23 protein-coding genes are annotated in these 23,358 nt (G+C 58.0%); 8 read left to right on the top strand and 15 right to left on the bottom strand.

The window, feature by feature from the left end:
- The first annotated feature begins 7 nt into the window (after nucleotides 1-7).
- Nucleotides 8-502, top strand: coding sequence for a flagellar basal body-associated FliL family protein (locus BLS57_RS01610; RefSeq protein ID WP_093738492.1), 495 nt, complete (start codon nucleotides 8-10; stop codon nucleotides 500-502).
- On the opposite strand, the gene BLS57_RS01605 is transcribed toward BLS57_RS01610, so the two are convergent.
- From BLS57_RS01605 to BLS57_RS01565, 9 genes are all read right to left on the bottom strand, one after another.
- Nucleotides 499-924, bottom strand: a complete 426-nt coding sequence (locus BLS57_RS01605) for a hypothetical protein (protein ID WP_093738490.1) — start codon at nucleotides 922-924, stop codon at nucleotides 499-501. The two genes, BLS57_RS01610 and BLS57_RS01605, sit on opposite strands and share 4 nt — an antisense overlap.
- A complete protein-coding gene (locus BLS57_RS01600; RefSeq protein ID WP_093738488.1) occupies nucleotides 921-2,006 on the bottom strand; it encodes an EscU/YscU/HrcU family type III secretion system export apparatus switch protein in 1,086 nt (361 codons plus the stop codon). The genes BLS57_RS01605 and BLS57_RS01600 overlap by 4 nt, the downstream gene beginning before the upstream one ends.
- A complete protein-coding gene (locus tag BLS57_RS01595) occupies nucleotides 2,003-2,776 on the bottom strand; it encodes a flagellar biosynthetic protein FliR (protein ID WP_093738486.1) in 774 nt (257 codons plus the stop codon). Before BLS57_RS01595 ends, BLS57_RS01600 begins: the two co-directional genes overlap by 4 nt.
- Nucleotides 2,773-4,857: a flagellar biosynthesis protein FlhA gene (gene flhA / locus BLS57_RS01590; protein ID WP_093738484.1), complete on the bottom strand. Its 2,085-nt coding sequence runs from the start codon at nucleotides 4,855-4,857 to the stop codon at nucleotides 2,773-2,775. Before flhA ends, BLS57_RS01595 begins: the two co-directional genes overlap by 4 nt.
- A 173-nt stretch (nucleotides 4,858-5,030) precedes the next feature.
- Nucleotides 5,031-7,298, bottom strand: coding sequence for a tetratricopeptide repeat protein (locus BLS57_RS01585; RefSeq protein ID WP_093738482.1), 2,268 nt, complete (start codon nucleotides 7,296-7,298; stop codon nucleotides 5,031-5,033).
- Nucleotides 7,298-8,167, bottom strand: a complete 870-nt coding sequence (gene motA, locus BLS57_RS01580; RefSeq protein ID WP_093738480.1) for a flagellar motor stator protein MotA — start codon at nucleotides 8,165-8,167, stop codon at nucleotides 7,298-7,300. The genes BLS57_RS01585 and motA overlap by 1 nt, the downstream gene beginning before the upstream one ends.
- A 65-nt stretch (nucleotides 8,168-8,232) precedes the next feature.
- Nucleotides 8,233-8,634 (bottom strand): MotE family protein, encoded by a 402-nt coding sequence (locus tag BLS57_RS01575; protein ID WP_341868806.1) that lies wholly within the window; start codon nucleotides 8,632-8,634, stop codon nucleotides 8,233-8,235.
- A gap of 203 nt (nucleotides 8,635-8,837) precedes the next feature.
- Nucleotides 8,838-9,290 (bottom strand): hypothetical protein, encoded by a 453-nt coding sequence (locus BLS57_RS19890; protein ID WP_244153569.1) that lies wholly within the window; start codon nucleotides 9,288-9,290, stop codon nucleotides 8,838-8,840.
- A 10-nt stretch (nucleotides 9,291-9,300) separates the two neighbouring features.
- Nucleotides 9,301-9,792: a flagellar basal body-associated FliL family protein gene (locus BLS57_RS01565; RefSeq protein WP_093738475.1), complete on the bottom strand. Its 492-nt coding sequence runs from the start codon at nucleotides 9,790-9,792 to the stop codon at nucleotides 9,301-9,303.
- A 121-nt stretch (nucleotides 9,793-9,913) separates the two neighbouring features.
- Between BLS57_RS01565 and fliF the strand changes: the two genes are divergently transcribed.
- From fliF to BLS57_RS01540, 5 genes are all read left to right on the top strand, one after another.
- A complete protein-coding gene (fliF, locus tag BLS57_RS01560) occupies nucleotides 9,914-11,554 on the top strand; it encodes a flagellar basal-body MS-ring/collar protein FliF (protein ID WP_093738473.1) in 1,641 nt (546 codons plus the stop codon).
- Nucleotides 11,551-12,153, top strand: coding sequence for a FliH/SctL family protein (locus BLS57_RS01555; RefSeq protein WP_093738471.1), 603 nt, complete (start codon nucleotides 11,551-11,553; stop codon nucleotides 12,151-12,153). The genes fliF and BLS57_RS01555 overlap by 4 nt, the downstream gene beginning before the upstream one ends.
- Complete coding sequence (locus tag BLS57_RS01550) at nucleotides 12,077-12,433, top strand: FliM/FliN family flagellar motor switch protein (protein ID WP_093738469.1); 357 nt, start codon at nucleotides 12,077-12,079, stop codon at nucleotides 12,431-12,433. Before BLS57_RS01555 ends, BLS57_RS01550 begins: the two co-directional genes overlap by 77 nt.
- 23 nt (nucleotides 12,434-12,456) lie before the next feature.
- On the top strand, nucleotides 12,457-13,170 hold the full coding sequence (fliP, locus tag BLS57_RS01545) for a flagellar type III secretion system pore protein FliP (RefSeq protein WP_244153567.1): 714 nt from the start codon (nucleotides 12,457-12,459) through the stop codon (nucleotides 13,168-13,170).
- Nucleotides 13,171-13,291: 121 nt separating this feature from the next.
- A complete protein-coding gene (locus BLS57_RS01540; RefSeq protein WP_093738465.1) occupies nucleotides 13,292-14,521 on the top strand; it encodes a hypothetical protein in 1,230 nt (409 codons plus the stop codon).
- Between the two features lie 7 nt (nucleotides 14,522-14,528).
- Here the strand turns inward: BLS57_RS01540 and BLS57_RS01535 are convergent, their stop codons facing one another.
- From BLS57_RS01535 to BLS57_RS01515, 5 genes are all read right to left on the bottom strand, one after another.
- On the bottom strand, nucleotides 14,529-15,632 hold the full coding sequence (locus BLS57_RS01535) for a flagellar basal body P-ring protein FlgI (RefSeq protein ID WP_093738463.1): 1,104 nt from the start codon (nucleotides 15,630-15,632) through the stop codon (nucleotides 14,529-14,531).
- Nucleotides 15,629-16,639 carry a flagellin gene (locus tag BLS57_RS01530; RefSeq protein ID WP_093738461.1) on the bottom strand — a complete coding sequence of 337 codons (1,011 nt, stop codon included), beginning with the start codon at nucleotides 16,637-16,639 and terminating at the stop codon, nucleotides 15,629-15,631. The genes BLS57_RS01535 and BLS57_RS01530 overlap by 4 nt, the downstream gene beginning before the upstream one ends.
- A 2-nt stretch (nucleotides 16,640-16,641) precedes the next feature.
- Nucleotides 16,642-18,096 carry a flagellar hook-associated protein FlgK gene (gene flgK / locus BLS57_RS01525; RefSeq protein ID WP_093738459.1) on the bottom strand — a complete coding sequence of 485 codons (1,455 nt, stop codon included), beginning with the start codon at nucleotides 18,094-18,096 and terminating at the stop codon, nucleotides 16,642-16,644.
- Nucleotides 18,097-18,138: 42 nt separating this feature from the next.
- The gene (locus BLS57_RS01520) at nucleotides 18,139-19,437 is read right to left on the bottom strand and encodes a flagellar hook protein FlgE (RefSeq protein ID WP_208597500.1); all 1,299 of its coding nucleotides are present in this window, start codon (nucleotides 19,435-19,437) and stop codon (nucleotides 18,139-18,141) included.
- A gap of 138 nt (nucleotides 19,438-19,575) precedes the next feature.
- Nucleotides 19,576-20,409 (bottom strand): OmpA/MotB family protein, encoded by an 834-nt coding sequence (locus BLS57_RS01515; RefSeq protein WP_093738457.1) that lies wholly within the window; start codon nucleotides 20,407-20,409, stop codon nucleotides 19,576-19,578.
- Nucleotides 20,410-20,554: 145 nt separating this feature from the next.
- Between BLS57_RS01515 and BLS57_RS01510 the strand changes: the two genes are divergently transcribed.
- A complete protein-coding gene (locus BLS57_RS01510) occupies nucleotides 20,555-21,799 on the top strand; it encodes an MFS transporter (protein WP_244153566.1) in 1,245 nt (414 codons plus the stop codon).
- On the opposite strand, the gene trhO is transcribed toward BLS57_RS01510, so the two are convergent.
- Nucleotides 21,759-22,658: an oxygen-dependent tRNA uridine(34) hydroxylase TrhO gene (gene trhO / locus BLS57_RS01505; RefSeq protein ID WP_093738455.1), complete on the bottom strand. Its 900-nt coding sequence runs from the start codon at nucleotides 22,656-22,658 to the stop codon at nucleotides 21,759-21,761. The genes BLS57_RS01510 and trhO overlap by 41 nt on opposite strands.
- 99 nt (nucleotides 22,659-22,757) lie before the next feature.
- Between trhO and pncA the strand changes: the two genes are divergently transcribed.
- Nucleotides 22,758-23,354, top strand: a complete 597-nt coding sequence (pncA, locus tag BLS57_RS01500) for a bifunctional nicotinamidase/pyrazinamidase (protein WP_093739125.1) — start codon at nucleotides 22,758-22,760, stop codon at nucleotides 23,352-23,354.
- The last annotated feature ends 4 nt before the right edge of the window (nucleotides 23,355-23,358 follow it).

The following is a 23,358-nucleotide window of genomic DNA, read 5'->3' as shown; positions in this document are numbered from 1 at the left end:
GACCACGATGTTATCAAAGATTCTACCTGTGGTATTGCTGCTCGTTGGTGCGGGTGCTGGCGTCGGCGCGGGGATGGTGCTGCGCCCTGCGCCAGAACCACTCGCGCCGGAAGCCGCTGAAGAGGTCGCAGAGGCTAAAGAAGTCGAGCCCTATGGCCCCGACAATCCGGCGCCGATGATGGAATATGCAAAGCTTAGCAACCAGTTCGTCGTGCCTATTATCAAGGATCGAAATGTCGCGGCACTTGTGGTGCTGTCACTGAGCATCGAGGTGACTGAAGGCAGTAAGGATGCCGTCTTTCAGCGCGAACCCAAGCTGCGAGATTCCTTCTTGGGCGTGCTTTTTGACCACGCGAACATGGGGGGGTTCGAAGGAGCGTTTACAGAAGCCAACAATATCGCAGTATTGCGAAATGCGCTTCGGGAAGTGGCACAAAAAGATATGGGCAAAGAGGTTGTCAGCGATGTGCTTATTCTCGAAATCGCCCGGCAGGACTATTAGTCAGACTTTACCCTGTGCAAAGCAGTATCCATGGCCAGTTCCAATCGGGACTGGCCTTTTTTCTTGCGCTGATCATCATTGGTTTCGGTGATCAGCTGCTGTGCCACCTGAAGTTTGCCAAAGGCTTGACGCACTTGCTGAAGCTGCTGTTCCTTGATTGCTAGGACCTGTGCCAGCTTGAGGTTTAGCTCGGTCTTGCTCCGCCCGACCCAGCCCTGCCAGATGACGTCAGCTCCGATCGCGCGCATTTCGCCGATGCGGACATCAGTGTTGTTGGAACTGAGCAGCATTTCATCGAGTTTTCTAAGCTCTGCGCGCAGCCGGTTTTCTTCGGACTGAATCCGCCGGAAAGACTGCTGCTGCTGGTCATATTTAGCCTTCGTGATTGCTTCAAGCTCCCGCAGTTCGTTCAGGTTACTCATGTCCAAGCCTTTGCCTTGCGCCGCATGCTCTCGGCAAATCTGATCGCTGCTGCCACGGCGTGGTATTGATCGAATCCGATCTGGTCGCCGATTTCGGTCGTGGCATATAAAGCGCGGGCAGTGGGGGGATCGCGGTGAATGGGCACGCCGGCCTCCATTGCAAGTTCCCGCATTTTATGAGCGATCGCGTCCACACCCTTAGCAACACAAACCGGCGCAGAGCCCGCTTCTCGGCTCCATGTCAACGCTACGGCGTAATGGGTCGGGTTAACGATCACCACATCGGCTTTGGGCACGTCTCCCATCATCTGGTTCTGCGAAATTGCCATTGCGCGAGCCCGGCGCTCTTGTTTCTGATGGGGGTCGCCCTCGGCATTCTTAGTCTCATCGGTGATCTCTTTGCGCGACATCCGGTTTTTGCGCAGATGTTCGAAATGCTGCCAAAGCGCATCTATGGCTCCAATGGCGCCGGAGACGACGACCACGACAAACAGAAAGGCGAGGCAGAGCTCGATCATAAAGCTGAGCGCCATTTCAGGCGAACTGCGTAGGGTGCCAATCATTTCGCCCAATCGCGCGCGGATGAAGAGGGCCACGCAAATCGAATAGACGCAGAGCTTGGTGAAGCTTTTGCCAAACTCGAACAGGCCAGAGCGTCCGAACTTGTTCTTGGCATTCGATAAGATTGAAATACGCGACATCTTGGGGACGATTTTGCTGGGGGCAAAGACTAGCGCCCGTTGTGCAAAAATGGCGAGGACTACCCCGATAGCAGGAAAGATAAATAAGGGCAGCGTGCCGATCGCGACTTCTCTCAAGGGCGCGGCGATCGCTGCGGTCGGGCTGCCGTCAAAGAATGTTGGTGCCAATTGTGCCGACTGGTCGAGCATGACCATCAACGCAGTCCCGGTCTGCTTGATAGCTACAGCGCCGGTCAGCAAGAATGCCGCCAAAAGCCCGGCATAGGCGGCTGCGGTCATCAGATCAGTGGATTTGGCGATTTCACCCTTTTTGCGCGCGTCCAGCAATTTTTGCGGCGTCGCTTCAAATGACTTGTCGCTGTCGTCGTCCTGTCCGCTCATGGCGGAACCGCAAAAGGTTGGGCGAGGAAGATGTCCAGCGCTTGGAGCCAGACCCGCAAAATGATCGGTGCCGACAGGCACAGGAGGAACAACCCGCCCGCTGTAATTACCGGGGCGCCGACGAAGGCCACCATCAATTGCGGCATCGCTTTGTTGATAGCGCCGAGGGCGAGGTTATAGAGCAGAGACAGAATTACGAAAGGTGCAGCGAGGGTAAACGCCAGTGAGAAAGCGCGCCGAACCTGACCGAGGCCCCAATTCGACAAAGTTGCTCCGCTCGGAAAGCGTCCCATTGGCAGAAGGTCATAAGACAGAATGACCATTTGAGCAGCCTTTACATGGAGCCCGGCCATGAGGGCGAGTGCGAGCCCGCCAAGCATCAGCACATAGCCGATTGCGGGCATCGGCTCGGCGGCAGCAGCGCCAAGGATTTGGGAAAGTGAAGTAGACTGCGCTGCAATTGCTCCGGCTGCTTGGAGCGCGAACACGAACATTCGAAGGCCTAATCCAAGCAGTAACCCTGCTAAAGTCTCCGACAGGGTAAGCCAGAACAGGTTGCCGGTCGTGGGGGTTAGTTCCGGGGGGGTAACCGCTGGGCTAATGATAAACACAAAGGCCAATATCGCGGTAAGCTTAACGCGCATCGGCACGGAGGTTTCGCCAAAAGCTGGCATCAATGCGACCATCGCTCCAACCCGCAGAAAGACAGCGAAGCCATGCCATAAAGCGGCTTCTGTTATGGCCAGTAGATCTGCAAGTTCTGCGGTCATGCCGCGACGACGCCGACCAGAGCAGGGCGCGCGTCAAGGCCGATTTCTTCAAACGAGAGCACTGGGTTCGGGATCCCCTTGGCCCGCATTACAGTGCGCAGAAAGCGCCTTCGTCGCGTATTGGTCACGAGGGCTGCGTAGATGCCATTTTGACTGGCATCGTTAAGCTTCTCCTGCGCCTTTTCAGCGAGTTGATTGAACAGCTCAGGCGGCAGAGCAATATCGAGCCCCCTCTGACCATCGACCTGATAAGTGGCAAAGGTTTCTTCCCATTCCGGCGCAAGTTGCACCAAAGGCAGCGTCCCGTCAGCGCGACGCATTTCTGCGACCAATTGAAACCCGATGCGCTGGCGGACATGTTCACAAATCGCTTCAGGCTGGGCATTCTGACCGCGCGCTTCGGCAGTCGCTTCCAGGATCAATGGGAGATTGCGGATAGAGACCTGTTCGTCGAGCAAAAGGCGTAGAACGGCATGAAGCACGTCGATCGGTACTTTGTCCGGGATCAACTCATCCAGCAGCTTGCGGTTAGCTTCGGCCCGGGCTGCGTTCGAGATGTTCACCATTTCAGCCAATAGCCGGCGCAGGGACTTCAGTGTGAGTAGACGGCTGAAATTACGCTTCACCACTTCCAAAAGATGTGTGGCAAGAATCTCGGTCGGGGTCACCAGCGTAATCCCAGCAAGGGCTGCTTCCTCCTGATCGCGGCTGTTGATCCAACGCGCCGGGGCACCATAGACTGGCTCGGTTGTTTCCACCCCGGCGGGCAGGTTGCTGCCATCTTCGGGAATAAGCGCGAGAATCTGGTCCGGATTCAATTGGGCGCGGGCCTGTTCCACGCCCTGAATGCGCAGAACATAAGTGCCGATGGGCAGACCGGGATGATCGGTAAGCCGGATTTCTGGCAAGATCATCCCGAACACAGATGCGACGTGAGTTCGCATATTGGCGATACGGGCGTCCATGCCGGTCCCAGGGTCGAGCACCATATTGACCAGATCTGGAGAGAATTCGATGTGGATATCGTCCAGTTCCAGCACATCGCCGAGCGGTTTCTCTTTCGGAGCAATGTCTTCAACTGGCGCGAGATCGGGCAGGGCTGCTTTGCGCTTCGCGGATCGGTACATCATGAAGGCCGCTGTCCCGAGGCCGGCCCCGCCGAGCACGAATGGCAAAAATGGCAGCCCGGGGAAGAGCGCGAACATGACCATTAAAACCGCGACCGTTGCCAAGGCAGCAGGGTGTTTTCCAAGTTGGCTAAAGACCGCCAGATCGGTTGCACCCTGAGCGCCCCCACGCGCAAGGAGAAGTGCGGACGCGATGGAGATCACCACCGCGGGAATTTGTGAAACCAACCCGTCACCGACAGTCAGAATCGCATAGGTTTCAAAAGCCGCGCCCATGGGCATGCCGTGTACAACCACGCCCATGACAAGGCCGGCCACAAGGTTCAGCAAGGTGATGAGCAGCCCGGCGATGGCGTCGCCCTTAACGAACTTGGATGCGCCGTCCAGAGAGCCAAAGAATGTGGTTTCCTGCTGCTCGCGCTCGCGGCGCTCTCGTGCCTCTTCGTGGGTAATGGCGCCAGCTGACATGTCACTGTCGATGGCCATTTGCTTTCCGGGCATGCCATCCAGAGCAAAGCGCGCGCCAACCTCAGCCATGCGAGTTGCACCCTTGTTGATGACCATAAAATTGACGATTAGCAGCACGCAAAAGACCACCAGTCCGAGGAAAACCGAGCCGCCCATTACGAATTGTGCAAAGCTCTCAATAACGTCGCCCGCGGCATTCGTTCCAGTATGGCCCTCGCCGATGATCAGTTTTGTGGAAGACACATTGAGCGACAGGCGCAACATTAGCGAGGCGAGCAGAATTGTTGGAAAGGCCGAAAAGTCCAGCGGACGCTCGATAAAAAGGGTGACCGTGAAGATCAAAATCGCCAATGCGAAAGAGGCCGCGAGACCAGTGTCCAATACCCATGAGGGAATCGGCAAGATCATCATGACAATAACCCCCATTAGCGCCACGGCCAGCAGAATAGTTGGGTTAAATAGCGCTTTGGCCGAAAGGGAGGTCATACGTAAGGCCCCGTTCGGATCACTTGGGCCCAAGCGGCAGAAACCCGAATGGGCTCTTTGAAATAACGCGGCATTCTGCACCTCCAGAGGGTCACGTACTGTGACAAGCTGGAGGCTAGGTTGAGTAGGTTTATTTTCCGTAACCGGCGCCGATCAAATGCCGAATAAACGGGTTATTCAGCCTCAATAGAAAGGTCGGTAGCGGCGAGCAGATTAGCAATGGTATCTCGAGCGGCGATACTCTCGTTCAGCGCGGCGGCTGACCGGGCGAGCATCCCGCTCGGATCACCTGACGCTTCAATTTTCGCTTTGGCGAGTTCAGCTGTTGGGCCAAAAACAGGCGTCTCGGAAGGAGTTCGATCCCGCCAGTCCTCTGCCAGCCATGCCGCTTCGCGCGCCGGTGCCTCTAAGTCCAACTCGCGAAAAAGATTGTGTGCCTCGGCATATTCCCCGCTCATCGCTTTGGCCCGGGCACGTAAGGGGGCGGCTGCCGGGTCGTCGATACCGAGTAGGGCAGCTTGCGCTTGGAATGGTTGGTCGAGTGCGAGCGCAGCTTCGGCTGCCAGCAGCTGGCGCCGTAGCGGTCGGTCCGCTTCGGGTTCCGTTGACAGCAACTGTTGCGCTTCCGCCGCAAAGCCGAGTGAGAGGAGGCGGCTAGCCAAGTCGAATTTCGATAAGCTTTGCAAGTGAGCTAGGTCATCCGCGGAGTGCTTCAGGACATGATCGAGAAAGACAATATCGCTCGCGGACTTTGTTAGCTGGTTTATGAGGTAGAGCCTTAAGGCCAGATCACCCTCTTTGTCACTTGAACTAGTACGCGTCGCGATCTCCATGAATGCGCGATCGAATTGGCCAGATTTTACCAATGCCATAAAATGCGTGCGCCGCAATTCGACACCTATGGGCGACCCGCGGTGTTCCTGAGCGTAAGCTTCGACCAGATCGGCTGTTTCAACGCTAATGGCTTGCCCGGTTTTTATACGCGTATTGATCAGCGCGATGAGAGCTTCGGGCGACTCCTCGACATTCTCGTCAACTACGCTTTCGAGCTTTACCGTGCCTTCGTCAATTTTGCCTTGCTCCAATTCCACATGGGCTTGCGCCAAAGTCGCCTTGCCGGAAAGCCCGTCGGGAAGTCGTTCAAGGCTGCGCAGCGCGGCTGCGGCAGCCTCATGATTTCCGTGCGCGAGCAGCCGACGGCTTAGTTGCGGTGCAAGTAAGCGCCGCAGGTGCTCGGGTAGTTTGTTGAGCGTGCGAAGCGCGCTGGTCGCAGGAAGCGGAGTTGCTCCCCGGGCTTCGGTTTGGGCGAGAATTGACCAGAGCGCGATATCGGTGCGGCACTCCCTATAGGCTTCCAGCATCTCTGGCCACTGGGGGCGGCCATGATCCATAATGTCCGCGATGTCTAGTAAGAGGCGGTTGTCTCGGGCCAGGCCGGGAGAGAGATTGAGAACCTGACGCGCTTCAGCGCCGAAGCCGAAATACAAATAAGATCGTGCAAGCGTCAGAGCCGCCTCACTATCGATCCGATCGAACTCGCCAAACAGCGCGGTGCGGCCAGCGCTGATTTGTTGGTCAAACGTGTCCGGCGTACCCCAAGTCTCAATTGCAATCTGACTATCGGTGGGACAGCTGATCCCGTTGCGCGTGGTGCTAACCCCTTCGTTATTTCCTCCAAAAGGTCTGTCCCTACTGTCAGTGATGCGCATGTTGCTCACTAGTTCTTGGCTAACCGCCGGAGGCAGAGGCGCAGGCGAGAGGGCGGGAGCGAAGGCTTTCGGATCGACCTGCGATCGAGCTGTCGGTGGCTGCCTGATGGAGGGCACGAGAATGCCGCGTGTTGTCGCTGTGCCAAGTTCTTCTGCAAGTTGGATTTGAATTTCATTCAGTGCAGTTTGCTGTGTCTCGGAAAGTGGCGTGCGATCCAGCTTGAGCGTGGGCGGTGGTTGGATTTGTTTTGGTGCCTTTACGATGATGGGCAGCAAAGATGGAACTGGTGTCTGTTGTATCTGACTACCGTGCAACGAAGTCAGATCTGTATCGGGTTCACTCGACCTTATCGGCTCTACGAAAGGTGTAGATAGCGTAACTCCCGGAGCCGCGACGTCAATGACGGCATAGTCTGCCCCAGACGGAAAAGCAGAAACCCGACAAGTGCAATTCAACTTCAACGCGAGCGATCCGCTATCGCTTTTCACAGTTGCTATGCGGTCGCGCCCTATACGGTCAAACACCTTGGATGTATCAAACCCATTGCGGTGTCCTGGGAGCGTGAGTGTCACCGCCCCATCTGTTTGCGCGACCTCCCAACTGCTGCCGCTAGGAACTTGCGCCACAATGCGTGTGAACCCATCGTGCTCCCCCGAAACGACGGGAAAGGGCGCCGCTGACAGGATGGCGGGCAGGCTTAGAAGCCAGAGTATCAGCGCAAAGATCCGCATCAGGCGGCATCCTGTTTGACCGATTTAAGTGCCTCTTCGAGATCAGAATAGCTCGGACGGCAATGCGAGGGCGTGTTCTGTCGCCCCACTTCAATACAGATATTGGTCGCATGGTTATGCAGGTTTGCGACAAGAACTTCGCGGATCAGCTGGTAAAAGTGTCCCTCATCTTCCGTCACATCTTTCACCTTTGAAGCAAATGGGCCAACCAGACCGTAAGCTAGGAAAACGCCCAGGAACGTACCCACGAGCGCGCCACCGATCAGCTTGCCGAGGATTTCAGGTGGTTGGTCGATCGAAGCCATTGTCTTGATCACGCCCAACACCGCAGCAACGATCCCGAGTGCTGGAAGCCCATCTGCCACGACCTGCAAGGCGTGGCTGGAGTGCATCGCATGGTGCATATTTGCCTCCATTCGCTTTTCCAGCACTTCTTCGACCTGATGTGGATCGTCGTAGTTCATCGACGCTGACCGCATCGTGTCACAGATCAAGGCGATTGCTTCTTTGTCGCTTAGAATTTTCGGATATTTCGAGAATATCGAAGAGTCGTCGGGCGCTTCGATATGTTCTTCGATGGCAACCGGGTTTTGACGCGCAAGTCGAATGAGCTCGAAGAGTAGACACAATAGGTCTCGGTAGTCCTCGTGCTTCCACTTTGGCCCTTTAAAAACCTTGCCCACATCTTTGATCGTGTGTTTGATCGCTGGCCCATCGTTGCTGATGAGAAAGGCGCCTAGGGCCGCCCCTCCGATCATTGTCATCTCGAAGGGGAGCGATTTTAGAATGATACCCATTTTGCCGCCAGCAGCGAGATAGCCGCCGAACACCATAACAAAAATGGTGATAATACCGATGATTCCGATCATGTCTTTCCCCAGCTGAGACCTGTGAACTCAGTCTTTCAGAGTTGAATTAACAAACCCTCAGCGGGTCAGCTTTTGGGCACGGATGCATTGCGACCAGCGAGAATTGCACTGATGGAATAGGCGACGTCGGGTGGGAGCCCGGCCATGATCGCGGCTGCAAATTCTGGGCGCATACGGCCCAGAAAACCCGCGGCAAAATCAGGTTCCATGGTCTGGAAAAGCGCAGCAGCATCTTTGGGTTTCATGCTTTCGTAGACAGTTGTTAGCCTCGCGAGATCGCCCTCCGCCGCCCCATCAGCCAGCGCCAAGGTCTCTCGCAGACGCGCTTCGGTTTCCTCAAGCGCTTGCAGCCGTCCTTCAATTTCTTCGCTGGCGACCGCGAGTGCTTTGGTGCGCGCATCGATTTTCTGTTCACGTTCGTCCAGCCGCGCCTCACGCTCTTGCAGCGCTGCAAGAAGGCGGCCCATTTCCGCGCGGTCTTGTCCATGCTTCTGTTGCTTGGAAGCTGTCGGTTCTACTGTTTGAATCTTTTCCGGGCTGGTGCCACCTGCGACCGCGATATCCAAGCCAGCACCGATGCGAAGCATAGCTGACGTAATCAGTAGGCTTGCGATCAGGAGGACAGATCCTCGACCCACACGGCGTTTGTATTTTGTCTTGCGAAAGACTTTCATGCTGCATCTCCACTTACGCGATGGCGGACGAACATTGGCTCCCCAGATGGAGGCGGCGCAGGTGGAGGCGTCGTTGGGTCAGCGGGTTTTCCCGAGGGTGCCCCATTGCGCGGTTCAGCACGAGGTTCACGCATGGGGTTCACCTCCGTCTGATTGCCCTCAGAACTTTCCAGATCGCGTAGCGCCGCCATCTGTAATTCCAGTTGGCGAGAGGTTTCCTCGGCCCGGCGGGTCAATGCGCTAAGCGTTTCTGCTGATTTGGCGGCCGTGGTCTGGGCTGCGGTCAATGTCTTGGAAAGGTCGTCAACTTGCGCAGAAAGGACTGCTACTGCGCCGCCGACGCCTCTTTCGAGATCATTAAACCGGTTCAAGCGACGCCCTAGGACGAAACAATAGAATCCCGCGCCGATGGCCCCTGCCGCCATCAAGATATCTGCAATCAGTTCCATGGTCGTCCTCTCAATTCAGTACGAATTCCATAACCAGCAAATCGTTAACACGGTCTTGTCCTGCGACGGTTTGCACCCGCCTGAGCATTTGGGCGCGCAACCGAGTGAGGGCTGAGGCGCTTTCCAAATCCGCCGGGTCGAGCGCCCGCAGATAGCTGTTCAATACGTCCACGACCCGCGGCAGGAGCTTTTCCACTTCGGCCTGAAAGCTGCTCGGCACTTCGAGCTCAGCCCGAAATCGCAAATGCTTAGATTGCGCGGGAGCGCGTAGCGAAATCACAAGCGGCTCTACCGGCACAAAGGCGACGTCCGGTATGGCGGGCACGTCGCCCGGCGCGGTTTCGTCAGTAACCTCTGCCGATTCGGGGGCGAGGATCATTCCGGAAGACACAGCAAAAAACCCACCGCCCGCACCTGCAAGCCCCAGTACTACTCCTAGTATCAAGGGCAGCTTTGACTTCTTTTTTTCCGCTTCATCGGGTGCGGTCTCTTCTTCTGACATGAGATGTCCAATTTTCTGATTGCTCTTCGATATAGCCGGGTTTGCACTAACCGAATGTTAAGGCTGATCGTTCATCTGTCGGGGAGCGTCGGGCAGAAGGTCCGGCGAGACGGAGGCGATTGTGCAGCAATTACTTAACGTCTGGTTCGGCCTGGATTTGCGCCGCCAGATCACTGTCATCCTTGCGACGGTAGCGATGTTTGTCGCGATCCTTGCGATGTCCCGCATGGCGACAGCGCCGAATATGACACTCCTTTACGCGGGGCTGGAAAACGGCGCCGCAGGCGATGTCGTTCGGTCCTTGGAGCAGCGCGGGATCACCTTTGAGGTGCGCGGCGGATCTATTTTCGTGGATGCTCCAGAGCGCGATGAACTGCGTTTGACCCTCGCCAGCGAAGGGCTGCCAGCAAACGGTAACCGTGGTTACGAATTGCTCGATAGCCTGACCGGATTCGGAACAACTTCCCAGATGTTTGATGCCGCCTACTGGCGTGCGAAGGAAGGTGAATTGGCGCGAACTATCGTTTCTAATCCGCACATCGCGATGGCGCGGGTGCATATCGCCAGCACCGGTTCAAACCCCTTTCAGCGCGGTGTTACGCCAAAGGCGTCGGTCTCTATTACACCGACTGGTGGCGCAGCATCGCCAGCGCAAGCCAAAGCGGTGCGCTACCTTGTTGCGTCAGCAGTCGCGGGTTTGTCCCCTGAAGATGTTGCAGTGATTGATTCAAACGGCGCTTTGATCGGTCAGATCGAGGATGCAGTTCCGGCTATTGGTGGTGATGACAAAGCGCAAGTGCTGCGGGACCGGGTGCAACGTCTGTTGGAGGCGCGGGTTGGCTTCGGCAATGCCGTTGTCGAAGTGAGCGTCGATACCGTGACCGAAAGCGAAGCGATCCGAGAACATCGCTTTGATCCCGACAGCCGCGTCGCAATCAGCACCGACACCGAAGAGCGCAACAACACTTCCAGCGACGCCGGTGGCGGGGATGTGACCGTCGCCAGCAACCTTCCCGATCAAGAAGGCGGCGGAGGGGATGCGTCGTCGTCCCAAAACAATGAGACGCGTGAGCGGATCAACTACGAGGTCTCTGAGACCGAACGCGAAATCATTCGTGCGCCGGGCGCCATAAAACGTGTCACTGTTGCGGTGTTGGTAAACGAACCTGTCACAACCAATGACGCGGGCGAGACCATTGCCCAGCCTCGTGAGGAGGTAGAACTCGAGGCGCTTCGCGAACTGGTTTCCTCAGCCGTTGGGTATGATGAGACTCGCGGGGACATCATCACAATCAAGTCGATGCCTCTGCAAAATATCGCACCGAGCGGTACGGCGGCTGGTACATCACTTCTGGACCGTATTGATCTTGATCTGATGTCCGCAATTCAAATGGCTGTCCTCGCAGTTGTGACGCTCATCCTCGGGCTCTTCGTCGTGCGTCCCGTATTGTCGCGCGCGCCAGATCAAGCAAGCGGGGAAGTGCCAGCACTACCTGCGTCACCTTCAAACCTGCCAACTCAGGTGGATACGATGGAAGGTCTCTCCGGCGAGATTGCAACTGAGGGGTTTGATCTCCCCGATCTAACAGAATTTGCCGGTGCCGACGGTACGGGCGGAGACTTACCTGCACTCGCAGGGCTGCCAATGATGGGCGGCGGGGACGAACCTGTAGATCGGCTGCGCGCTATGATCGGCGAACGGAAAGAAGAGACTGTCGAGATTCTTCGCAGTTGGCTTGAGGACAAGGAAGAGAACGCATGAGTTCCTTGTCACATCGTTACCATGACTTCGGGACGGCAGACGTCAGCGATGTCGATGGCATCGGGATCGGCGTCGAGGCCATGCAGGATGAAAAACTGCAGTCTTTTGAGGCGGGCTACCAGGCCGGTTGGGAAGACGCCGTAAAAGCCCACACGACTGACCGTGATCGGATAGCGTCTGAGTTGGCCCAAAGTCTCCAGGATATGTCTTTCACCTATTACGAGGCGCATTCAAAACTTTGTACGTCCATGCGCCCACTACTGCACACCGTCGTAACCAAGATCCTACCTATCGCGGCGCATGCCACATTGGCTGATCAGATCGTCGACTTGATCAACAAAATGCTCGTGGCCAATGCAGAGGGGGGAATAGAAATTGCTGTCTCCCCCCCGCAACTGGACGCGATCCAGGACGCCCTGAACCTAAAAATCAAACCCCCGTTTTCGTTGACCGCAGAACCGGCCCTCAGTCCCGGCCAAGTCTATTTGCGTGCTGAGACAAACGAGCGGGAAATCAATCTTGATGCGGTGCTCGGCGGTATGGCTGAAGCACTCGACGCCTTCTTCCTACAATCCCGACAGGAGATTCCCCGTGGATAGCACCCCAACGGCCCCCGCCGCCGACTTATCGAACCCTTTCACATCTGTACCGATCGAAGTAAATGTCTGCGTCGGCAAAGCTCGCCCCCTAATCCGGGATTTGGTCATGCTCGGAGAAAACGCTGTGCTGACGCTGGACAGTCGTATGGACGACCCGGTTGAGCTCTATGTAGGTGACCGCCTTATCGCGCGCGGCCAATTGGAGGAGCAAGAGGGCGACACCACGGGACAGCTGATGGTGCGCCTGACTGAAGTTGTGGACCTACAAAAAAGCCTGTGAGTGGAAGGGGCCGATATGTCCGATTGCTTCTTGCGATCGTATTTTTGTCATTCCCGGCAATAGCAGACGCGCAAGAATTTTCGTTCTCGCTTGGGGATGACAGTTCTATCAGTGCGCGCACGATCCAGCTTTTCGTGCTCATCACGGTACTGAGCCTCGCGCCCGGTCTAGCGATTATGGTGACCTGCTTTCCCTTCATCGTCACCGTGCTGTCGATCCTACGGCAGGCTATTGGGTTGCAGCAATCTCCACCGAATATGCTGATTGTCAGCCTCGCGCTGTTTCTCTCATATTTTATTATGGAGCCGGTCTTCACCGCCGCTTGGGAAAACGGGATAGAGCCGTTAACGAATGAGCAGATCGATATTGAGACGGCCTTCGCACGCACACTGGAGCCGTTTCGCGGCTTTATGGCCGCACGGTTGGATCCGGACACCTTTTTTGCCATGGCCGAGCTGCGCCCTGCCACACTGGCAGCCGAACCCACAGCAGACGCGCCCTTGTCCGTGTTAATCCCCTCATTCCTATTGTCTGAGATCGCGCGGGCCTTTCAGATCGGATTTTTGATTTACCTGCCATTCCTGATCATCGACCTCGTTGTCGCTGCGATACTGATGTCTATGGGGATGATGATGGTGCCGCCGGCGGTGGTTTCTCTGCCATTCAAACTGGCATTCTTCGTTGTTGCAGACGGCTGGAGCCTGATCGCGGGCAGCCTCGTGCGCAGTTACTTTTAGGCAGATGCCGACAGCTTAAGACAAAGCGGTGGCAAAGAAGAGCGCAGGTTAAGCCGACAGAAAGCCACGCCGCGTCATTCTGCAAATGCGTCGGGGTGGCGCGATCTGCAGGAGCTGTCAGGTGGGATATTCGAACATAGCGGAGGCACCGAACATGCCTTCGGCTGCTGGCGCAGTACTTTTGGCCGGGGGGTGGCTTTCTTTTGCGGTCATAGCAAACGAGGTCATGATACCGAGTGATTTCAGCTTGGTTCTCGTTGCGCTGACGATAGCCGAGGTAATTGGGCGGCTTTTGGTTACCGGCTGGGTGTCAATCGATCGAGAGACGCATCTTTTCAGTTGGTCGCACTCGCTCGCAAGCATCATGCTGCGATGGGTGGCGTTTGTCGCGATGCTGGGAGTGCTTTTCGCGGTGGCACCGATGCCGCTGCTGATTGGTCAGCCGATCAGTATGCTTTATATCGCTGGTGCCAGTTTGGCTTTGTCGGTTTCTAATCTCGCTGCCGCACAACGCAGCGCTTTGCATCAAAATAGATACAACATTTTCCCTCTTCGAATGGTTTTCGCGGCCGCTCTTCTTTGGGGGCTCGATGAGATCTCGGAAATCGATGCTGGGCTACTGTTGTCAGCGCTGCTTCTTTTATGGCTCGCGGTAGCAGTGACGCTACTGCAGGGCTTACCATCTCCATTCAGCGAAGTAGGGTCACCACGGCAGCCGCAGTTGCGAAAGACAGTGCTAGCCTTTGGCCCTGCATTGCTGAAAGTGGCGGATATCCTGATCCTTCCCTGTGTTCTCTCGCCAGTTCCGGCAGCAGGCTATATTGGGATGCGTGCGGGTGGACTGCTCACCATATTCACACTCAGTTCTGTGCAGGCCGCTACGCGCGAACGGCTTAAGAGAAATAGCGCGCCGAGTCTGGCTGCGGAGTTCGCCGCGGATGCCGCGCGGCTGAACCTAGGTCTCTTGCTTATTGGAGGGGGTGTAAGCGTGGGAATTTTGGTGATCCAGCCCTACATCACCCCGCATTTCAGCCCTTTTGCCAGCGGTGATGTCACGGTGCTTTTGTGGATATTGCTGGGGGCTTTGGCACCTGCGCTTCTCGGCGCAGCGCCGGTGTTATTGAGCCTCACCGGGCACCGTCGAGAATGGGCTTTAATCAGTTTCGTCGGCGTTTTGCTATTGGCTGCTCTGACCTATAGCCTGCGCATCTCGACCCCACTCGGATTAGCGCAAGTCTATGCGGCTGTGCAGTTGGCCACCATCGCCTGCGCCGCTCTTATCATTGGCCGTACGCGTGGGGTTTGGCCTGGATTAACCGCAGTTCTATTTCGGCGTATCCGGTTGACCTGAAGTGTCGTTACCGAACAACAAATTCGGCATGCAGCGCGCCTGCTGCCTTAATGCTCTTCAGAATGTCGATCATGTCCCGCGGTGAGACGCCAAGCGCATTAAGGCCGGCGATAACCTCCGATAGTGACGTCCCATTCGGTACTTCGGCGAGGCCAATACCGGGCTCTTCGCGGATCTCGGCATTTGTGCGAGGAACAACGACAGTTTCACCTTCGGAAAACGGATTGGGCTGTGAAACCAGCGGCGTTTCCTGAATGCGCAGGGTGAGATTGCCCTGCGACACCGCGACCCGCGAGATGCGCACATCCTCGCCCATCACGATTGTACCGGACCGTTGATCAACCACGACCCGCGCTTTGCGTTCCGGCTCGACCCGGATGTTTTCGATCCGACCGAGCGCATGGGCCACTGAGGCCATGCGTGTCGCGGGAACGTCAAGTTGCACGGTGCCGCTGTCGAGCATCACAGCGACGCGCCGACCGAAATCGCGATTGATGGCCTGTTCGATCCGACCTGCAGTCGTAAAGTCCGCTTCGCGCAACGCGAGGCGAAGCTCCTCCAGCGCAGAGAGTTTGAACTCGATTTCACGTTCTACGCGCGCGCCGGAAGGGATGGTCCCTGATGTCGGTACACCTTGGGTGACGCCACCCGCTTCGCCTTCGGCCTTCGCGCCGCCCGCGATAATGGTTCCCTGTGCCACCGCGTAGATCTGACCGTCGGCTGCATTCATCGGAGTCATGATAAGGGTACCGCCCATCAGGCTTTTCGCATCCCCGATTGCGGAAACCGTGACGTCAACCTGCCCACCCGCGCGGGCAAAGGGAGGAAGCGTCGCAGTAACGAGCACGGCGGCGACGTTTTTTGGGCGAAACTGCTCTCCGGTAACATTGACCCCAAGCCGCTCGAGGATGTTGGTCATAATGTCTTCGGTAAAAGGCGCATTTCGCAGCCCGTCGCCGCTGCCGTCGAGACCGACAACCAGCCCGTAACCAACAAGGTCATTGCCGCGCACCCCGTCGAAGTCGACCAGATCCTTGATCCGCACCGGGCCCGCCGCGACGGGCAGGGCAAAGGTTAGGCAAATTGCGAGAAATGCGAGCAACCGGATCATAGGAAATTGACCAAAGACAGCTGCGACATGCGTACGGTTACAGAATACAGGCTCTGCAATTGAAATTGGACTTCCTCCAACTTGGTCGCGGCGTCATATGGGTCCGAGGCAAGCAGATTGGCCTTGGCATAATCAAGGCTGGTTTCTTCAGCCGCGTTCCGGCTGCTGACCTGTTCGATGCGGCTTTCGGCAAAGCCCACAGCTGCACGAAGCGAGGTTAAGCCATCGCGTCCGGCCAACATCTGCTGCCCGGTCATCTCGAACAATTCGGTCTGCTCGGGTTCGCTCAGGGCTAGCGCAGGATCCTCTGCCAAAGCGGCGACGGCAGTGAGGCGCAGCATGGTTTTCAGGTCAGGGTCCGTGGCGCGGATATCGAGCGTTACGCTCTCTGTCTCGGAGAGCGTCATCGGGGCCAATGCGGCGGCAGAGCCTTGATAGGCCGTCGCTGCAAAGCCTGCGGGATCGTTAAACCAATTCGTTGCCGCTGCCATAATATCTGTCGGCGTGGTGGCCCCGGCGCCGGTGATCGCGGTTTTTAGCGCGTCGAGGAGGGTGCTGTCGTCCGGTAGGGGGGCGCGGTCCGTTGCGGTGCCGCTGAACATGCTGCGGCCGGCGATGTTGGAATTCATTGTGCCGACTAAGGCGGCCATCGCGTTACGCGCGTCGGCGGCGACCACGGATTTCGATGTGCCTACCGCGCTTGTGCCAGCGGCAATCAGGCTGAGCGACAGATCAGTGCCGAGGCTTTCAACCCGTTCCAGCGCCGATTGCATTGCGCTGGCCATATGGTTGGCCTCGGTAGTGGCCACGTCATAGCCCGTAAGCGTTTCCAACTTACGCTCGATCTCTGTCAGATAGCTGTAGTTGCCGCCGAGAACTTCGCGGGTGTCCGCGACCTGACCGGTCGAGAGCTCGGTTGTTAGTCGCGCCATCTCTTGTTTGAGGGCCGTATTGCGATTGCGCAGCATGAAGGACTGGGCAAGGTCGCCGATAGACGTAGTGCTCATGGTCAGAGCCTCATAATCGTTTGCATCATTTCATCCACCGCCTCGATCACCCGCGCGTTTGCCGCATAGGTCTGCTCGATAATCATCAGGCGCTGAATTTCGTCATCGCTGTCGACCCCGTCGGCAAGTTGCCTTTGGGTCAATTCGTTGAGCCGCGTCTTCGCAAAGCTAAGCACTTGGTCGGCATTACCCCGCGCTGCGCCGATGTCGGCGGTGATGGTCGAAACAAGTTCGATCAAGGCATAGCTGCCCCCGCTGAAACTGCCGCTGGCAGGCGGTTGGCCTTGGTTCAGCGCAGAAGCTAGGCTTTGCAGAAGGCTTGCGTTGCCCGCGTCGCCGGGCGCTATGGCGCTGATCCCGTCACGGATGCGCCAGGCTTCACCGCCTTGGGTCGGGTCGACTGTCGCATGCACTGAAATACGCGCGGCCAGTCCGAGTTCGTCCGCAGGGTTAAAGGCGCCGCCTTCATCGGTGAAAAGCCCGGCGTCCCCGGCAGCGAGGGTCGGATCGACCGAAGGGTCTTGGAAGCGCGTGATGAGATCGCGCGCCAAAGCGTCAAGTTCGACCTGCGCGGTCACGGCCATCTCGTCGCGGATTGCAAATTGCGCGCCAATAGCGCCGCCCCGCAGAGCCCCGTCCTCGGAGCCGGTGCGCAGCGGATTGCCGTTCAGGGTCAGCCCGGAAAGCGTCCCCGCCTCTACCGACATATAGGGCGTCACCATATTGACCGGCTCAAACCCTACCTCGCCGGCGCTGCCATCCAGCAAGATCGCACCTCCGGTAGAATAGAGCGCGATTTGCCCATGATCTCGCGGTACCACGCGCACCGGCACCAGCGCGCTGATTTCGTCCACCAATTGCTGGCGGTGGTCTTGGAGCGACGTCGCGTCGACGCTCTGAACCTGCGCGGCGGTGATTTGGGCGTTCAACGTTTGGACCTGCTGCAATGCGGTGTTCAACGTGGTGACCTGCTCAGCAATGGTGCGATCCGCGAGGCTGCGGGCATCCTGCAGACCGTCGGAAGTTTGTGCAATGCTACTTGCTAGGCTGCGTGCATCGGTGACTGCTTGGCTCAACCGCTCTGGCGCTTCAGGTCGGCTTGCCGCTGTGATCAGCGCGGTTTCAAATTGCGCTACGCGAGCAGAGACCGAATTGGGATCATCCGGCGTGCCCATTAGCGTTTCAAGTTTGGCATAGAAATTGGCTGCCGTTTGCGCATGACCCTGTTCGGCATCGGCCAGACGCTTGTCTGAGGCAATCCCTTCATCCACCGCGCGGTTCACCCCGTCGATGCGCACCCCGCCCGCACCGCCAACTCCAGCGGCCGACAGTTCCAAGACCCGACGCCCATAGCCGGGTGTCAATGCGTTGGAGATGTTTGACGAGACGATCTCGGCCCCGCGCCCTGCGGCACGCAGCCCTGTCATCGCATTGGACAATGCCCCGGATATGGTCATCTGGTTCTCGCTTTACTGTCAGGGGAAGGGAAGGCGCTTAGGTCAGCGCTTGATGTTGGTGGTTTCTTGCAACATCTCATCCACTGTCTGAATTACCTTCGCGTTTGTCGAATAGGCCCGCTGCGTCTGGATCATCGACGTCAACTCGGTCGCGACATCAGTGGCCGACTCTTCGCGCGCGTAGGATTTAATGTCACCAGTTGGCCCGTCGCCCGCATCCCAGAGAAAGAACGCCCCACTGTCCGGCGAGCTTCGGTAGGTCTGCCCGTCCATCGGGATCAGCCCCTCTGGATTGGACATATCGACAAGTGGCACCTGATAGATCGTGCGGGTCACGCCAGAGTCGTAGACTGATTGGACAAAGCCATTCTCGTCAATCTCGACCGAGATCATATTGCCGATGGGAGAGCCATCTTTGTCGATTGAGATCGGTGCAAAACTGTCGGACAGTTGTGAAATCCCGTAAGTGTCACCGACCGCGCCAATGTTAAAGGCAATCGGACCGCTGGCCACATCGACGATCATTTCACCCGAGACCGGATCATACCCTCCCCCGGAGACCGTCGTTACCGATGCAATAGTCCCCCCTGATGTGCGGCCATCGTCGAAGGTCATGACATACTCACCAATCACCGCGTCGTTTGAGGCCGAGTCCCGCAGCACAATCGTCCATTCGTTCGACGATCCGCTGGCGGGTACCGTGGGCGTGAAGGACATTGAGATGCTTTGCGACGTGCCGAGGTTGTCATAATACTCAATGGAAAGATCCTGTGCCGCACCGTCTGCACCGGCGATTGTCGATGTTGCGGGGAGATTCAGACTCATATCGATGGAAGTGGTCGGGTCGCCGCTCAGGTTCAGCGCGAATTGGATCGGCTCCAGCCCATCGCTGGTGTCGCGGGGGTAGGAGGGCACCGTGCCATCCTGCGCTGCAGGCCAGCCCATCAGCAATTGCCCGGCTTCATTCGCCAAAAGCCCGTCTGCATCAATCCGGAACGAACCAGTTGTCGTCAGCATCATCTGCGGCTGACCGCTACCGGACAGAAATTCTGCACGGCTGGCCACAGGCAACATGCCACGCCCACGCACAGCAAGATCGGTTGAGTTCGACGTGCTGACCAGCGAGCCACCTTCGCTGATAAGCCGCTGGGTCGATGCGCTTACCCCGCCCGCCGTATAGGTGCGCGACCCCGAGGACAGGACCAGCGAATTGAAATCCGTCACAACGCGTTTGTAGCCAAAAGTAGAGGCATTTGCGATGTTGTCGGAGATCGACGCAAGCCGTGTCGCATTGCTGCGCAGCCCCGCCACACCCGCGTTGAGCGAAGAAGAAATTGTCATGGACACGCCTTTCTGCTGTATCAATCTAAGATGCAGCAGCAATAGACGGGTCGGGCTTAACGTCGCGCTAACAGATAAAATGCGCGACATTCGCCGCCGGGGCGGAGGCGCCCGAGGCGCACGCCCCGGACGCTTGCTTTAACGGCCGTCGCGCAACAGTATGATTTCCAGCCGGTTGTTGCGCCGGTCCATCCGGTCGGTGGTCACAGGTTCCCGATCCGCATGGCCGGTGACCCGTTGCACCCGGCGCGGTGCGATGCCGACATCGCCCAGAAGCAGACGCATCTTTGTGGCCCGTGCGGCGGAGAGCTCCCAAACAGGGCTGTGGTTCAGCACCAGCGGATCAGCCCGCACATGCCCGCCGATGGCGATGCCATTGGTGACGGCCTTGGTGGTCTGGGCGATGATGATCGCCAGATCGCGCAGCAATTGTGTCGGCTCATCGCTGCGGTCTTCAAAAAGCGGGATGCTGTCCAGATCGAACAATTCGATGACCAGCCCTTCGTCGGTGATCCGCGTCACGATATGGCGCAGTTCGTTCTCCATCAACATGGTCTCACCGCCGCGGCCCATCAGCATGGCATCGACTTCTTTAAAGACCTCATCCGCTGCACCGCCGTCCCCATCGCCATCAGCACTGTTGGACTTGGCATCCCGCGGCTCACCCGGAGAGGTCGCCCCCGTGCCGTTGCGCGGCAAAGTCTCTTCCGAGAAGATGCTATCACCGCCAAAGGAGCCATTGCCGCCCCCGGAGATTCGGTTGATCGGAATTGTCGGAGAAAAGTAATCCGCGATCCCTTTGCGTTGTTGTTCCGTTGTTGCATTCAGCAGCCACATCAACATGAAGAAGGCCATCATCGCGGTTACAAAATCCGCATAGGCAACTTTCCAGGCACCACCATGATGCCCGCCGCCGCCGACGACCTTCTTACGTTTGATGATGACTGGTGCCACATTTGCTTGCGCACCCATATCACTCACCCATTTTTCACCCAAGGCTAGGTCTAGCGCAGCGGGTTTACTGGGGGCTTAACATCTTCAACTGTCGCTAAATTCCGGCAGGACTTGAACTTTGCACCGCGCTGGAGCCTCATGCGCAGATCAGGGGGGTCACATAGTGGTTGAGGAGACGGACGGCGGATATGCTTGGGGGCGGCTTGCGCTGACCCTACTGATTGCGCTGACGGTCAATGCGGGCATGTGGGCGATCATTGTCATCATGCCTGCTGTGGAGGCTGAGTTCGGCAGCAGCCGGGCAGGTACGGCTTTGCCCTATACGCTGACGATGGTTGGCTTTGGTCTTGGCAATTACCTCATCGGCCATGCGGTGGACCGTTTCGGCATCACCCGCGCGCTGATCGCCGCCGCTTCGGCGACCGCTGCGGGCTATGGGCTCGCGACCCTTTCGCAAAGCATCGCCATGCTGTCGCTTGCGCAACTGCTGGTCGGTTTCGCCTCTGCCGTCGGGTTCGGACCGCTGATTGCCGATATCTCCCATTGGTTCGCGCGGCGGCGGGGCATTGCCGTGGCGATTGCGGCAAGTGGGAATTACCTCTCCGGTGCGATCTGGCCGATGTTGCTGGCGGGTGTGCTGGCCGAGAGCGGTTGGCGGTCGGTCTATCTCGTTATGGCGGGCGTGACGCTGGTGGGCGTGATCCCCTTGGCCTTTGCCCTGCGCCGTAAGGTGAGCGAGACCACCCGCGACGCGGCAGAGCAGGCCTCAACCCGCTTTGCACGTTCCGCCGGGCTCAGCCCGCGCAGCCTGCAATATCTATTGGGGTTGGCGGGCATTGGCTGCTGCGTGGCCATGTCGATGCCACAGGTGCACATCGTGTCTTATTGCGTCGATCTGGGTTTTGGTCCGGCGGTCGGGGCCGAGATGCTGTCGCTGATGCTCTTGGGCGGTGTCGGCTCGCGCATCCTGTCGGGGCTGCTGGCGGACCGTCTGGGCGGCGTGCGCACGCTGCTGATCGGCTCTGGGCTGCAATGTCTGGCGCTGTTTCTCTATCTGCCGAGCGGGGGGCTGACGTCGCTCTATGTCGTAAGCCTGATCTTTGTCCTGAGCCAAGGGGGCATCGTGCCGAGCTATGCCCTGATCGTGCGCGAATACATGCCCGCCCGCGAAGCCGGGGCGCGGGTCGGTTTCGTGATGATGGCGACGATCCTTGGCATGGCGCTGGGCGGCTGGCTGTCGGGGCAGATTTACGACCTCAGCGGCTCTTATGCGCTGGCCTTTATCAATGGTATCGTCTGGAACGGGCTAAACATTGCGATCATGCTCTGGCTGTTGTGGCGCAGCACACCGCGGCCGCCGCGCAAACCTAGCCCTGATCTTGGGCCGCCCGTTCCCGCGCCAATGTGATCTGACGCTGGCGTTCGCGGAAGCGCTCTTTGTCGGTGTCCGACGTCTCGTCTACGCATTGGTGGCAGCTGACCCCAAGCTCATAGCCGGGGCGTTTGGTATCCTCGGGCAGGATCGGGCGACGGCAGCCGTGGCAGAGCATATGCGGCCCCTCGCGCAGCCCGTGGCCGACGCTGACCCGGTTGTCGAAGACAAAGCAGTCGCCTTCCCAAGTGCTGTCTTGCTCGGGCACTTCCTCAAGGTATTTCAGGATGCCGCCCTTGAGGTGGAACACATCGTTCACGCCTTGGCCCAACAGGTAATTCGTCGATTTCTCGCAGCGGATGCCGCCAGTGCAGAACATCGCGATCTTTTTGTTGTGAAAGCGGTCTTTGTTGGCCTCCCACCATTCGGGGAATTCGCCAAAGCTTTCGGTCTGCGGGTCAACCGCGCCTTCAAAGGTGCCAATCTCCACTTCGTAATTGTTGCGCGTGTCGATCACCGCCACATCGGGCGAGCGGATCAGTTCATTCCAATCCTTCGGATCGACGTAATGCCCCACCGCTGCACGCGGATCGACGTCGGGCTGGCCCATCGTCACGATCTCGCGCTTAATACGCACCTTCATCTTGCCAAAGGGCGGCTTGTCACTCGTCGCTTCCTTCCACTCCAGATCGGCGCAACCGGGCAGGGCGCGCAGATGGGCGATCACTTCGTCGATCCCGGCCCGCGGCCCGGCCACGGTGCCGTTCACCCCCTCGGGAGCCAGCAGCAAGGTGCCCTTGACCGATTGCGCCTCGCAAAGCGCCAGAAGCGCGGGCTTGAGGGCGGCGGGATCGTCGAAGCGGGTGAAGTGATATAGCGCGGCAATGGTATACATGAGCGTCAAATAAGCACATCCGACGCAAAGCTCAATCCGGCCCGCGCCATTGACCTACCCCATCCGCAGCCCTACCCCTTTGAAGGAAGGAGAATGCCCATGACCCATGCCCTGATCGTGATCGACGTGCAAAATGATTTCTGCCCCGGCGGCGCGCTTGAAGTGCCGCAGGGCGATGCGATCCTGCGCGGGATCAATGCGCTGATGCCAGATTTTGACGCGGTGGTGCTGACCCAAGACTGGCATCCGGCGGGGCATTCGTCTTTCGCGTCCTCGCATGACGGCAAATCCCCATATGATCTTATCACCATGCCCTACGGGCCGCAGGTGCTCTGGCCCGACCACTGTATCCAAGGCAGCATCGGCGCGCAGTTTCTCCCCGATCTGCAAGTCGACCGGGCCGATATGATCATCCGCAAGGGCTACAACCCCGACATCGACAGCTATTCGGCGTTTGTCGAGAATGACCACCGCACGCCAACCGGGCTCGAAGGCTACCTGCGCACGCGGGGCATTGAACGGCTGACGATGGCCGGGCTGGCGCTGGATTTCTGCGTCAACTTCTCGGCTGTGGATGCGGCGAAGCTGGGGTTCGATGTGGAGGTGCGCGAAGACCTCTGCCGGGCGATTGATCTGGATGGGTCGCTGGCTAAGGCCCGCGAGGGGATGCGTGCTGCCGGTGTCACACTCATCTAATCCG

The sequence above is a fragment of the Sulfitobacter delicatus genome, assembly GCF_900102535.1.
Classification (GTDB): domain Bacteria; phylum Pseudomonadota; class Alphaproteobacteria; order Rhodobacterales; family Rhodobacteraceae; genus Sulfitobacter; species Sulfitobacter delicatus.
This window is presented reverse-complemented; position numbering and strand designations above follow the sequence as displayed.